Genomic DNA, 14,139 nt, shown 5'->3' with positions numbered 1-14,139 from the left:
TTTACACAACCCGCCGCGCTAGCGGCCATAACCTGCGGCGAAGCCGCGCCCCTTTTCGGACTGCTATCACGCATAAAGTGTATCAGTGTGCCAAAGTGCAAAAATTATATTTTGCGGCGCTTCTTTACTTGTGCGCCGCCACCTTCACCTTGAGCGTAAGCGAACACAACCTTTTTACACAACCCGCCGCGCTAGCGGCCATAACCTGCGGCGAAGCCGCGCCCCTTTCTACCTGGCGTACCCATCCATCACGGCCTTCACCCGTTCGCGGATATCTTTCTTTTCTTTATCCGCGGCGGTGGTGTCTATGGGGCGCTCGACTTTCGCACGCTTAACCACCGGCACTTTCTCTGCCCCTTCAGGCACCGGTGTCTTTTCTACTCCTACCACCTGCAGGTTATCCTTCTGTTCGGCGTAGTCTTCTTCTGTCATGGGGACGTAGACGGTTTCGCCTTTTTCGTCAGTGGTACGAAGGACGTGGGAGGGGGCCTCTTGTTTTGGCTTTTCTTCCAGAATCACCGTATCTCCATTGTCTTCTCCCGGTTTATCGCCGAAGATGTCGGTTTCTTCCTGTACGGTTCCCGGTTTGACGGGGGTGTTTACGTTTACTCTTTCCGCATTGCGGAGGTTCCGTTCATTGGTTTCGTAGGCGCCTTTCATGCGCTGGCTCATGGATACCGGCGTTTCGTCGGACACCAGGGTGGGGGTAATGAGGATGAGGAGTTCCCGGTTATCCCTTGTTTTCTGGGTATGGCGGAAGAACTGTCCGATAATGGGAATATCGCCCAGAAGGGGAATCTTTGTCACCGTCTTGCCGTCCTGGGAGTTCAGGAGACCGCCGATGGCCATGGTCATGCCGGAACGTACGTTGATAACGGCGTCAGCCTCGCGGGAAGCGATGGCAGGGATGGAAAAATCATTTTCCACCACGCTGTGGCCATAGTCCAGGGTGGACACTTCGGCGTGGACCTTGGAGGTAATCTTATTATCCGCATCCACCACCGGTTCGATGTTGAGACGGATACCGTATTCCCGCCAGTCGATAGCAATCTGGCCGTCACCGGCAGAGGTAGGAATGGGGATACGGCCGCCGATGAGGATATTTGCCTTCTGTCCGCTCATGGTGGTAATAGAAGGGCGGGACAAAATCCTGGCCTTGCCTTCCGTTACCAGTGCCTGCAGAGATGCATTCATGTTGGAAATATGGCTCCCCAGCCAGCCGAAGCTGCCCCTTGGATTTCTGAAATTTTCCCCTACATAAAAGAGGTTGGACGAGCCCCGGGTAATATCTGTTGAAGTCGTTTCACCAAAGGCATTCGTTGTTGATGTATTCCCAAGGGTCGGAGACCAGTACTGGATACCCAGATCCCTTTCAGCAGACGTATTGATTTCGATAATCTGTGCTTCCAGCCGCACCTGACTGGGGTTTGTCATATCCAGAAGGTCGATGATATTGGAGTCTGTGGCTGCCCCCTGGCTTTCGCCATTAGCGGTGGCAGAAGAGGCATTTCCTCCGCCGCTTCCCAGATAGAGCTGTGCTACTTTGACAGCGGAATCGTGCTCATACTGGTTCCTCACCTTGCCCCGGAGAAGAACCTTGCCGTTCATCATCTGTACCTTGACGCCAGGATAGCCGATGGCCTTCTGGATTGCCTTTTCCGTGCCTTCATCGTCGCCGGAAACGTACACATTGTATTCCTGGCGGCCGTTATTAGACCAAACCAAAAGGGAGGTGGAGCCGGCCTTCTTCCCTACTACCAGGTAATCATTGTTGGAAAGGAGACGGATATCCGCAATATCCGGATTTCCCACAGCCAGACGGGTAATGCCGGAGTCTTCCATGTACCGGGATCCGTTCACTGACACATTGAGAATATCGGCGGCAAAGACATTTCCTGCCGCACCAATCATGGCCGCCGTTACCAGGAGGCCCAAACGTTTTAACTGTTTATTCATCATCACTGCCCCCTGCTTACATTAGTACCACGAATCACTTCAATACCGGAGAAACCGCTTGGTGCGCCGCCGGAAGAAATGGAAACTGCCGGAGCGGATGCAGGCTGAGGTGCCGCATACATCGGCTGAGGCGCAGCCTGCTGTACCGGCTTAGGCGCTTCCGCTTTAGGAAGGGGAATGACATAGTAGCCAACATAATGATCCCCGTCATCATTCGTCGGACGGAGCAGCATCTGCAGCTGGCCGATCTGGGTGGAAGCGATGAGCTTAGCCGCATCGTAGGGTGTCAGAGCCACCGTCACCACCGACGGCGTGCCGATGGATGCGGTGCTGGAAGAGGTCTGCCTCGGCGCACTGCCATCGGGCAGGTTCTTGCCGTCTTTGTCTGTTTTCTGGGGCTGCGGCTGTGGCTGGCCGCTGCTCTTATTCACCGCCAGAATGAGCACATCCTTCAGAAGGATTTTCGACGTAATGCGGTCCATGCCCTCTCTGGAAGTGACCAGAAGAATATCCACCTTGTCTCCCGGTTTCGCAAAGCCGGAAACGCCGGTGACGTCATTCACGGAGAAGGATACCGCTCTCATGCCTTCCGGAATGAGGCCCACAAAGCCGCCTGCCTTCTGGGACAGCTTCCTCGCCGTAATCACATCGCCGGAAAGGATGGTGGTGCCTGCCTTCTTCCCTACCACCGCATTCTTATCAGTGAGGGCACCGGTAGGAACCAGGTTGGACGATACATCCACCGCCTTTACCATGTCTTCCGTAATCACCGTCTGGGGCTCGATGTCCCTGGACGCCTCAATCACCGGCACCATGGCCGCAGCCTGAGGCTGTGGTTCCTTTTTATCAGAGAATATAGACGACAGGATGAAATAAATAATCATGAATACAAGAATAGCCGCCAGGCCGCAAAGCAGCAGCAGCTTTCTTGGAGACATACGCTCAATGGCGCCCGATAGCTTATCTGATAGTTTCAACTCCGCTCCCCCTTATACCGTAAAAAATGGGTGAATCAAAAACGGCAGAACCTGAAATGTTTTCCTGCCCGATTCATGCTGTGCCATTCATCCCCGATTCCCCCATGTATGTGTTGTAAAATACATATATTTCTTGAAATCATTTTAGCATAACACAGAATCTACTGCTACTAAGGAGAAAATGAAAAAGAGGATTATGGTTGTAAAACAGGCAAAAAGCGATATAAGATTTTTCTATAGGCAGTAATAGTCTCCTCTATTTCTCTTCTCCGTCCTCTCTGTAAATTCCCTTGATTCCATAATATCTGGCAAACGCCACGTTCCTCCAATGGTTTACATCCTCTCCACAGGTATCGAAAAAGCATGCATGCCTGTGAGCAGCGCCCATTTTTCTTTAACATATCCGGTTTCTCCGGTACCTTCAGCACCAGATTTTTCCCGGAAAGGCTTTCCGCCTGGTGGATCATATTCCCCATGTACAGACGCTGGTTGTAATACTGTATATAATACATCACAAGATATTTTCTTTATCAGCAGCCGGCCCACGATAAATGCAGATATTCATCTTTTCACTTTGAGTTAAGAAATCCTCATCCTTTCCTGAATCATAAATGAGCGTAAATGCAGTCGAATGTTTCAAGAAGTCATAGAGTCTCATATCTTTATTTACCGCATAATACTGAATTCCATATTGGGATTCCAGAAAAGAAACAGGTATCCTGCCGCTGTCGATATCCAAAAATTCCCGGATAATGTCATGTTTTCTGTTCATTTTCTCTGTAAAAACCTCATCACTTGAAAATACATACACCTGATATCCCTGGAGCATAAAATAATTAAGCAAGAATCCCGGTCCAAATATTTTAGCCTGGCCCTGTCCATACGCTTCAGCATCTTCCTTTATTGCATTTGCACCATTGATGAGCGTATGATGCACGGGAGAATAAAAATGCCAGGGACGCACTATTTCAAAAAGATAAACCTGAAGAGCAGCAAGAATCATAAAAATCACTGGCCCCCACTTTCTGGAAAGCCGTATCGGTTTAAACCTAGAAGACAAATAAACTGCCGGCGCCATAAAAAACATGAGGAAAAGGAGAAGGGAGCGGAAAGAAAGCAGTGCCATGATTCCAACGCCTAAGGATAGGAAAAGATAGGATAAAGGAATATGGAATCGAAGAGTAAGCCCCAAATCAAGCCCCATAAAAGCAATAATAATAACCGCCCATACCGGAGCATTATAAAAAGGAGATATCATTTCTGAAGAATATTGACGAAGTATATCAAGTCCATAAGATTGAATCCCATAAGTCATTGCTTCCGTTCCGTATGGATTCAAGAAACCTGCAACGATAATCAACAGGGCTCCACCGGCAAGGAGCCGTACAGGTACTGGATTTTCCTGATAAAAATACTTTTTTGCAAAAGGCACTTTCAGGCACAGGTTTTCCGCTGCATAGGGAAGAATCATAACAAGCAGCATAGGCCACATGGCCGCGTGAAAGTTGATGGAAAGGATAGATAAGACAGGGAAAGCCAAAAGCTGCTGTTTAGTTTTATCCCCCGTTCTCGCTCGTTCCATAATGATGATTTCCAATGCAAGGAGGATGCATGTAATATAGTAGGGCCTGAGCATCTGCATCGTTCTCATAAGCACAGGGAAAAATCCCAATAGTACCGCTGCAGGATAGGCAATGATTCTACGGCCTTTACCGATACAAAGCAGCATCCTGTACACTGCATAAACAAGAAGCATATTCAGGACAAGACCGCAGAAGAAAAGTCCTGTAAAGCCAAAGGACGAGTAGACGCCATAGTCAAAAACCATGAACAGCCACTGCTGGGCCATATAAGGCAGATGCTCTGCCGTATGAACCGTAAGGGGAATCTCATGGGGAATACCGCTTCCCACAATAATCTTTCCTATGGCAATCTGGTAATAGTTGTCTACAGAAAGCGGTTTCAATCCTGGAATCAGACCAATAAATAGGACAATCGTCCAAAGAGGTGCAGGAATCATATCATATAAAAAACACTTTTCTTTTTTCTTAGCAGTCATTTCCAAAACATTTCTCCTTTTAGAATTTCCCGCGCCCTATCTGGATAGCAGCCGAATTATATCTTAATCATATGGCTTCATAAAATAACTAATCGTTTTTACTTCCTGTCATGTTCTTTATTCATATGATGTTTTATGGCAAAACATTATGCAAAAATCATCATTCTAAAAAATAGATATATATATTATAATAGGTTTATACAGAATTTTCCAAAGCGAAACAGGAAGGTTTATATTAATGACTAAAACTGCTGTGATTATCGGCGCCGGCCCTGCAGGACTGACAGCGGCCTATGAACTTTTAAAGCAAACGGACATTCATCCTATTATTCTGGAAAAGGACGATATGGTAGGCGGTCTTTCCAGAACCGTCAATTTTTCCGGCAACCGTATGGATATCGGCGGCCACCGCTTCTTCACTAAAAGCCATGAGGTGCAGAATCTCTGGGATACCATCATGCCCAGGGCCTCGGCTCCTGCCATGGATGACCGCATCCTTCAGCGGGAATGTGAACTGGATCCCGCCGGAGCGGACCCGGAAAAAGAGGACGCTGTCTTCCTGAACCGTCAGCGGGTATCACGCATACTCTACCTTCATAAATTTTTCGACTATCCCGTTTCTCTGAATCCCACAACCATCAGGAACCTGGGACTTTTTCGCATGACCGGCATGGGCTTCTCCTATCTTCATTCCTGCTTCCATAAAAGGAAGGAAGTTACCCTGGAAGACTTCATGATTAACCGGTTCGGAAAAAAGCTGTACCAGACATTCTTTGAAGGCTACACGGAAAAGGTATGGGGGAAATCGCCGAAGAATCTCTCCGCCGACTGGGGCAGCCAGCGTATCAAGGGAATTTCCATCGGCGCCGTACTGAAGGATTTCTTCCAGCGGGCCTTCCACCTGCAGCCCAAAGAAGTACAGACGTCTCTCATTGAACGCTTTTCCTACCCCAAGTACGGCCCCGGTGAATTTTATGAATGCCTCCGGGATGAGGTGCTTCGTCTGGGCGGAGAAATCCGCATGAATGCGGAAACCATTGGCTTCAAAGGAACCGATGATAAGAAACTCACCCATGTATTGTATAAAGATAAAGAAGGAAAGATTCAGGAAGTCAAGGCAGACTATATCCTTTCCAGTATGCCTGTGAAAGACCTGGTATCCGCTCTGCCCGAAGACTGGGTCAGCAAAGAGGCAGCGCAAGTGGCCCATGACCTTCCCTACCGCGACTTCATGACAGCCGGCCTTCTGGTAGACCGGCTGGAGCTCTCAAACCACACCCACCACAAAACATTAAACCATATCATTCCGGACTGCTGGATTTATATTCAGGAGCCGGAAGTAAAAATCGGCCGCCTCCAGGTCTTTAACAACTGGTCTCCCTATCTGGTGAAGGATCCTCTTCACACCGTATGGATCGGCCTTGAATATTTCTGTCAGGAAGGGGACAGCCTCTGGTCCATGGACGACTCCGATTTCCTTGCCTTTGCGGAAAAGGAACTGCAGAAGATTCATGTCATCCGACCGGGCGCCGTGAAGGAAGGTCATGTAGTACGGATGCAGAAAGCCTACCCTGCCTACTATGGCAGCTATAAAGAATTTCCACTTCTGCAGAAGGAGCTGGATACCATTCCCAACCTCTACTGCATCGGACGGAACGGCCAGCACCGTTATAACAACATGGACCATTCCATGCTCAGTGCCATGGAAGCGGTTAAATTAATCAATGAAAACAAAACCGATAAGACTTCACTTTGGAAAGTGAATACGGAATCCGATTATCAGGAAATCAGTACAGAGGAGGAATAGAACTGTGAAAAATAAGATCTCTTCTATTCTCTTTATCCTCCTCATTGCTTCCATCCTTCTATTGTTCACTACACGCTTTGATAATGACGGATGGTTCCTCCTGAACTCCGGCCGCTATGTGGAAAACTACGGAATTCCCCATACTGAACCCTTTACCATTCACGAAGGATTCCATTTCGTCATGCAGCAGTGGCTCTTTGCACTGGGACTTTGGAAAATCTATGAAATAGGCCAAATGCAGGGCATGCTCCTTTTCAACTGGATTATGGGCGCTATGTTTGTTTTTATATTCTACAAACTGCTCCAGTTAGTAGATGATCATGATGTTGCGGTGTCCAGAACGATGACTGCAGGTGCCGCTGTGCTCCTGTCATTTTATTTCTGCCAAAGGCCGCAGGTCATCTCGGGACTTATTTTTCTTATTGAGCTTTACACTTTGGAATATTTTAAAAATAGAAAACGACCGCCACTGCTGATTTATGGTCTGTTTTTTATTTTGTCACTCCTGCTCATCAATATTCACGCTGCCATGTGGCCCATGATGTCCGTCTTCATTCTTCCCTATGTAGCAGAGTCAATATTTGGGACCAGGATTCCCTGGTTCCACCATAGTTTCCTATGGAAATGGAAATACACAGTCCTTCTCTGGCTTCCTATTTTGGCTGCAGGATTCATCAATCCCTACGGCATAGAAGCTATGACCTACGCATTCCATTCCTACGGCTATGAAGGAATCAACTCTCTCGTTACAGAAATGCATCCACTATCTCTGGGGTCTAATACTTACGCTTCCCTCATACTGCCTATCATTCTTATTCTCATCGTAATCTACGCACGCAATCCTCTGCCCCTTCATTGTGTGCTTCTCTTTGCCGGCACAGCTCTTATGTCATTTCTTGCCATTCGAAGCATTTTCCTATTCCTGATTGCCGGCCTTTTTCCCCTGGCTTCCATTCTTCACGGTTTCTCCTTTAAAAGAAAAGAAAAGGAACCTGCTGCCTGGAAACGGACATGGCCTATGATGGTACTCATGTATGCTGCTGCCCTTGTAGGCGTATTCTTCCTTTTTATAAAGAACACCATTCCTGCAGAAAAGATGGCTCCTCTCTGCATTATCGTAGGACTGCTTTTTCTGTTATCAACGGCCGGTGCCTATGTTCTTTGGAAAGACAGAGCCAAGCAGGATGAATTAAGGGGTAATGCAAGAAATCTCTTTGCCACTTTACTTCTGCTTCTTCTGGTACCAATAGGCTATCTGTACTTCAATAAGCCACTCGTGAATCCAGCTTTAAAGAAAAGCATTGACATCATCGAAGAAGACAGCTCTGACCGCCCTATTTCTCTATGGACCGGATACAACGATGGTCCCTACGCAGAATTTCGTGGTATTCCCTGTTATATGGATACGCGGGCAGAGGTATTTCTTCCTAAGCTAAATCACAAAAAAGATGTATTCTCAGAATATTTAGACCTTTTATACGGCTATGTAGACTACCATGATTTCATGAAGCAGTATCACTTTACTCATCTGCTCACCACATCCATTGACCCTCTCTATGCCTATTTGAAAAACGATAAGGACTATGTCCTTCTATGGGATTCTGATACGGACGACTCGCTTAGTACGGAAGAACGGAAAAGTCTCAAGTGCAAGTACCGGGTCTATAAATACCAGCCGGAGTAGCAAACCGGATTTTCAATCATAATTTCAAAAAGCCTGCTGCAGTGCATAGCAGCAGGCTTTCTTTAGCATAATAAAGAAACTTTTTCAGAAAATTTTGGATGCGGACCTTCACATTTTTGAATCTCGCGGTATTTATATAGTAGAGGGATGTGAAAGACCTGAGGAATGGAAAAACGCTCATCATATTTTCCCAAGATCTAATGGCCATAGGGAATGGATTTATGAAGAGCAGGCGTCCATTGGTTAACCTCTTTCACTCCCTGCCTGATCAGGCAAAAAAGAAACAAATGCCACAGGGAAATCCGGAAATGCAGTCCAAATTCTGCAGAAATGACGGGAGACTCGTGTATGGCGCGCGCCGTCGTACCCCGTACAGCAGCGGCCGTAGACCATGCAGACACCGAACTCATTGGGCAGTCAGGACACCGGATTTCCTTGTGGTGTTTTTTATTGGCATTTTTCTGTCATTTCGACCGCAGCGAAGTGGAGTGGAGAAATCTCATCACTCAATGGCACAAGCCGCATTGTGGCATGAGATCTCTCGACTCTGCGTTTCAATAGAGCTGACCACATTTATCCCCACAATGGCATACCGCCCCACTCGAAATGACGGGTGCCGGGCAGCTTACAGTCATTTCAGAAGGTGACGATTGACACAAGTGCCCCCGCCCTATCGTCATTTCGACCGTAACGAAGTGGAGTGGAGAAATCTCATTCCTCAATGGCACAAGCCGCATTGTGACCGGAAATCTCTCGACTCGGAGTCTCAATAGAGCTGACCACATTTATCTCCATACCGGCATACCGCCCCGCTCGAGATGACGGGGTGCCAGGCAGCTTACTGTCATTTCAAAAGATGACGATTGACACAAGTGCCCCCGCCCTATCGTCATTTCGACCGCAGTGGAGAAATCCCATTCCTCAATGGCACAAGCCACATTGTGACCGAAGATCTCTCGACTCTGCGTTTCAATAGAGCTGGCCACATTTATCCCCATACCGGCCTGCCGCTCCGCTCGAGATGACGGGGTGCCGGGCAGCTCACCGTCATTTCAGAAAGTGACGATTGACACAAGTGCCCCCGCCCTATCGTCATTTCGACCGTAACGAAGTGAAGTGGAGAAATCTCACGGCCCGATGGTACTGGCCGCATTGACGCAGGTACCATGCAGCCCCATCCACTGTTATCTATTCACGAATGACCTGCAGGGTAAACTTGTAAAAATTGGACTTTTCAAACTATGATAAAATAGATACAGAAGGAGGTGGTGCGGAAAATGGACACTGCAGAAGACCGGCTCATGGGTTACGGCGAACCCCGGTATGACCAGAGCGCAAAAAATATCCTATCCGACAAATCCATACTGGCTCACATTCTGAAAAGCACGGTTTCCGAATTCAAGAATACTTCCATAGAAGATATTGCCAATGTCTACATTGAAGGAACGCCGGAAGTCAGCCAGATACCTGTGAACCAGGACAAGACCAATGCCGTCACGAAAAAAATCCAGGGCGACCGGAATGAGGAATCGAGCCCCACAGAAGGCTGGGTCACTTTTGACATCCTTTTCCACGCCAAAGCCCCGGAATCAGGCGACCTGATTACCCTTATTATTAATGTGGAAGCCCAGAAAACACAGAGGGCCTCCACCCTTGGATATGACATACTAAAAAGGGCGCTGTACTATGTGAGCCGCATTATTTCCAGCCAGAAGGAGCGAGAGTTTGAAGGCTCCGATTATAATAAAATCAAAAAAGTTTACAGCATATTCATCTGTATGGATTCTCCCAATGGCCAAAGTGCCATCAACCGTTATCGCATGAAAGAAGAGCACCTTCTTCACCGGTACAAGGCCAATCAAAAATCCTACGACCTGCTGAACGTAGTCATGATTTACCTGAGCGATGAAAAAGTCAGAAACCGCCTCATAGGACTGCTGCAGCTGCTGTTCCGGAAAGAAAATATGTCCGGCGATGAAAGAAATGAAATACTGAAAGAGAAATACAACATTCATCTGACAGAAGAACAAAGAGAGGAGCTGAACACCATGTGCAACCTGAGTGAAGGTATTGTAGATAGAGTAACTGAGAGAGTGACTGAGAGAGTAACTGAGAGAGTAACCGCGGAAGTAACTGAATCCGTAACAAAGCAGAGATCGATTGAGGATGTCAGAAATCTGATGATTTCTACCGGCTGGAGTTCGGACAAGGCCATGGATGCTCTCAGGATACCGAAAGAGTTAAGGGATGAAATCCGTATGGCTGTGAGCCAATAATATATCATCATCCCCAAAGCGCTGTTCTCTGCAGTATGAAACAGACCAAAGAGAGGAGCTGAACACCATGTGCAACCTGAGTGAAGGAATTGTGGATAGAGTAACGGAAAGAGTAACCGCAAGGGTAACCGATGAAGTAACTGAACGAGTAACCAAATCTGTAACCAAATCTGTAACCGACTCCGTAACCAAATCCGTAACCAAATCCGTGACCAAATCCGTCAAAAGAAGTGATGCCATAGAATCTGTAAGAAATCTGATGGTTAATCTGAGATTAGACATAAACCAGGCCATGGATGCGCTGAATATCCCCACGGAAATGAGAGCTGATGTCCGCAAGGCCTTGGGAAAATAGGCTGGAGCTGAACACCATGTGCAACCTGAGTGAAGGTATTGTGGATAGAGTAACTGAGAGAGTAACTAAATCCGTAACCGATTCTGTCACTAAATCCGTAAAAAGAAGCGACGCCATAGAATCTGTAAGAAATGTGATGGTCAATTTGAGGCTGGACATAAACCAGGCCATGGATGCGCTGAACGTCCCCACGGAAATGCGGGCTGACGTACGTAAAGCCCTGGGAAAATAGGTTAGAATTGAACACCATGTGCAACCTGAGTGAAGAAAGTGTGGATAGAGTAATAAAAGAGGTGGAATTCGCATGACCGTGAGCCGGTAATTTTCTGTATAAAAAAGCCCTGCTTATGATGAGCAGGGTCTTTTTCTATGGAATCAAAAAATTTTTAAAAGGACGTTCACATAAAAGCGATTTTTTCTATTTATATAGTAGCGGGATGTGAAAGACCTGAGGAATGGAAAAACGCTCATCATATTTTCCCAAGATGGCCATAGGGATGTATTTTATGAAGAGCAGTCGTCCATGGGTTAACCGCTTTCACTCCCCGCCTGATCAGGCAAAAAAGAAATACCACAGGGAAATCCGGAAATGCAGTCCAAATCCTGCAGAAATGACGGGAGACTCGTGTATGGCGCGCGCCGTCGTACCTCGTACAGCAGCGGCCGTAGACCATGCAGACACCGAACTCATTGGGCAGTCAGGACACCGGGTTTCCTTGTGGTGTTTTGCATTGATAAAACAATTGCCAGTTAATTAGAAACTCTTTTTAAGGGTTATTGTATTATTGATCCCAAGAGATTGCATTATTATTAATTAAACGCACATTATCATTGGAATCATCAGACGAAGAACCAGAACTACCTGAACTGCCAGAACTACCTTGCAGCACATGGTAATCTTTATAGACAAACTTGCCCCAGTTTGAAGGGAAATTAATAGAGCCTGCATAAACGGATCCTGTAAAAGTCGAACGACCATCAAAGTTTATTTCAGCATGAGCATATGGTGTGTATACCATCCCATTAAAGTTATATCCATTAGCTGCCATCTTAAAGGTTGAATCGGTCTGAATATACCACTCATTTCTTTCTCCATAATTAGCATGTCCTAAATAGCAGAAAATAACCGGGCGCTCTATATTAGCTTGAAGATTTACTTGAATCTGACTTTTCTTACCTTCTATATAAATATAAACCGGTTTGTTAACATCACCTGGAATATTGTACAGGTCAATGTCAAAATTACCAGCATCAGTATTAATATAATAATAACTATAATCCCGATTCAGGAAAGGAATCTTCATTCTGTTGTAATTCTGGTCTCCCTCATAATTAAGTCCATCATATGTATATCTATTATCAGAAATTATTTTCTTTATCGCAGCATCGGTTTTCTCTGCAATATCATCAAAATCTGAACTTTCTTGGTATTTCATTCTCTTATACCAATTTTCATTGTTGACTTCATTATAATTTTTACCGAACGCATCACCTATAAAGAACTTATATTTTTCGTCATTAACATGAGCATCATAAAACGTCTTATCTGCAACAACCATATCTCCATCATATGTATTATGAATTTGATTCCTGTTGTCACTATTAAAATTGCCCCAAAGCCCATTTTTCGCGGCAAACAATGGCGAAAATTGCATTCCATCACCTTGATGAGTGGTTCCAATTAATGAAACTGCTGCAACTTTTACAGTAAATTCATCTTGACCAATGATTCTCATAAAAATCAGTGGAATAGGTTGAGAAGCTTCAACTCGATAATAGGAATGTGTTGAATGATTTTCATCGTCCTGTACGCTTTTAGCTAAATATTTTTGGGTTCCCTGATTAACAGCATCTACACCCAAATTTTCTATCAGATATCTTTTAGCATATGCATCCGCATGTGCATGATTTACCACATCTATTTTACCAATTCCATCAATTTTATCTCCTTCAGACTCAAGAAAATTAGAAGCTCCGGCCAATGCCGCCGCATCCACTGCATTCTGCATCTTGGAATAATAGGCCCAGATTTCCCCTAAATCCATGGCTAAAGCGCCGAATAAGAAGAAAACGGGCACCATAAGCGCTGCCACCACAAGAAAAGCCCCCTTCTGGGCTTTGGATTTACACATTTCAAAACGCATAGGGAGCACCTCCTGAAAAAGGGGTTATAATCCGCGAATAAGAAGCAGGGCTAAGGTAGTAAGGGTGAAGTAGGGGCCGTAGGCGAAGGCGCTTTTCCGTTTCTTTTTACCAAGAAGGAGGAGCACCAGGGCCGAGAGGCCGCCGAAGATGCTGCCTGCCGCCGCCACGAAGATGAGGGCGTCGGTCCCAAGCCAAAGGCCCAGACAGGCCATGAGTTTGATGTCCCCTCCCCCCAGGGCACCCCGGGAAAGGATGCCCAGCAGGAAGAACACCACCCCGCCGCCGGCTGCCGCCAGGGCGTGGTCAGTAAAGAGGGAAGGATACACCGCCGTGAGGGCCATGCCCCCCAGAGCCAGAGGAATCATCATGCTGTCGAAGAGGCAGTACTGCTCAAAGTCTGTCATTGTCATAAGAAGCAGCAGGGCCGTCATGAAAAGGAGAAAGAAAAGAGGGAGCCCGGAGGTCATGAAAAGAAAGCGGATGCCGCAGGCGAAGAAAAGAACGCCCAGTACATAGGGCCGCCACCGTCCCCGCCTTTCCACCTCTTCCGGAAAGGTCAGGATGTCCCTGTTTTTCCCATATAGAGCCTCAATCCACCGGGATCCCCCCAGGGAAAGAGCCAGCGCCAGGACCGCCACTAAAAGAGCATAGAGATAAAATGAAGTAGTCATACAGTCTCCTTGTCTTTTTGCTTTTATTATACCACAATGTGGAGCCGCTTCGCGTCTCGGGTTCAAAACGCCTTGTTGTTCCACCTGCGGAGGGAAAGATGGTACGGAGTACCAACTGGGGGGGAAAAAGGATTCTTAGGATTGACCGGCCTTTGGCCGGAGGGTTCTTAAGTTGTGCGCCAGTTCGGCGTGTATGGTATAGCCCGGTG

The 14,139-nt window shown here is 46.8% G+C and carries 10 protein-coding genes; 5 read left to right on the top strand and 5 right to left on the bottom strand.

The features are described 5' to 3' along the window. Positions 1–228: 228 nt before the first annotated feature. The 3 genes from Q0482_RS09800 to Q0482_RS09790 all read right to left on the bottom strand — a co-directional run bounded on the left by Q0482_RS09800 (position 229) and on the right by Q0482_RS09790 (position 4,998). Entirely contained in the window at positions 229–1,959 is a 1,731-nt protein-coding gene (locus tag Q0482_RS09800) for a pilus assembly protein N-terminal domain-containing protein (protein ID WP_299145894.1), read from the bottom strand. Beyond that, a complete protein-coding gene (gene cpaB / locus Q0482_RS09795; RefSeq protein ID WP_299145892.1) occupies positions 1,959–2,894 on the bottom strand; it encodes a Flp pilus assembly protein CpaB in 936 nt (311 codons plus the stop codon). Before cpaB ends, Q0482_RS09800 begins: the two co-directional genes overlap by 1 nt. 550 nt (positions 2,895–3,444) lie before the next feature. Beyond that, a complete protein-coding gene (locus Q0482_RS09790) occupies positions 3,445–4,998 on the bottom strand; it encodes a hypothetical protein (RefSeq protein ID WP_299145891.1) in 1,554 nt (517 codons plus the stop codon). 232 nt (positions 4,999–5,230) lie between these two features. On the opposite strand from Q0482_RS09790, the gene Q0482_RS09785 reads away from it, so the two are divergent. The 5 genes from Q0482_RS09785 (at position 5,231) to Q0482_RS09765 (ending at position 11,346) form a co-directional block, all read left to right on the top strand. Then, entirely contained in the window at positions 5,231–6,799 is a 1,569-nt protein-coding gene (locus tag Q0482_RS09785; RefSeq protein ID WP_299145889.1) for an NAD(P)/FAD-dependent oxidoreductase, read from the top strand. Positions 6,800–6,803: 4 nt separating this feature from the next. Continuing rightward, the gene (locus Q0482_RS09780) at positions 6,804–8,483 is read left to right on the top strand and encodes a hypothetical protein (protein WP_299145887.1); all 1,680 of its coding nucleotides are present in this window, start codon (positions 6,804–6,806) and stop codon (positions 8,481–8,483) included. 1,277 nt (positions 8,484–9,760) lie between these two features. Beyond that, complete coding sequence (locus tag Q0482_RS09775) at positions 9,761–10,759, top strand: hypothetical protein (RefSeq protein WP_299145885.1); 999 nt, start codon at positions 9,761–9,763, stop codon at positions 10,757–10,759. Between the two features lie 67 nt (positions 10,760–10,826). Next, entirely contained in the window at positions 10,827–11,114 is a 288-nt protein-coding gene (locus tag Q0482_RS09770) for a hypothetical protein (protein ID WP_299145883.1), read from the top strand. 16 nt (positions 11,115–11,130) lie between these two features. Beyond that, positions 11,131–11,346: a hypothetical protein gene (locus Q0482_RS09765; RefSeq protein ID WP_299145881.1), complete on the top strand. Its 216-nt coding sequence runs from the start codon at positions 11,131–11,133 to the stop codon at positions 11,344–11,346. A gap of 550 nt (positions 11,347–11,896) precedes the next feature. Here Q0482_RS09765 and Q0482_RS09760 read toward each other — a convergent pair. Beyond that, a complete protein-coding gene (locus Q0482_RS09760; protein WP_299145879.1) occupies positions 11,897–13,258 on the bottom strand; it encodes a pilus assembly protein TadG-related protein in 1,362 nt (453 codons plus the stop codon). 24 nt (positions 13,259–13,282) lie between these two features. Continuing rightward, complete coding sequence (locus Q0482_RS09755) at positions 13,283–13,930, bottom strand: A24 family peptidase (RefSeq protein WP_299145877.1); 648 nt, start codon at positions 13,928–13,930, stop codon at positions 13,283–13,285. Between the last annotated feature and the right edge of the window lie 209 nt (positions 13,931–14,139).

Source organism: uncultured Dialister sp. (assembly GCF_937959425.1).
Classification (GTDB): domain Bacteria; phylum Bacillota; class Negativicutes; order Veillonellales; family Dialisteraceae; genus Dialister.
The sequence above is the reverse complement of the archived record's forward strand: the minus strand, read 5'-3'. Positions and strand labels throughout refer to the sequence as shown.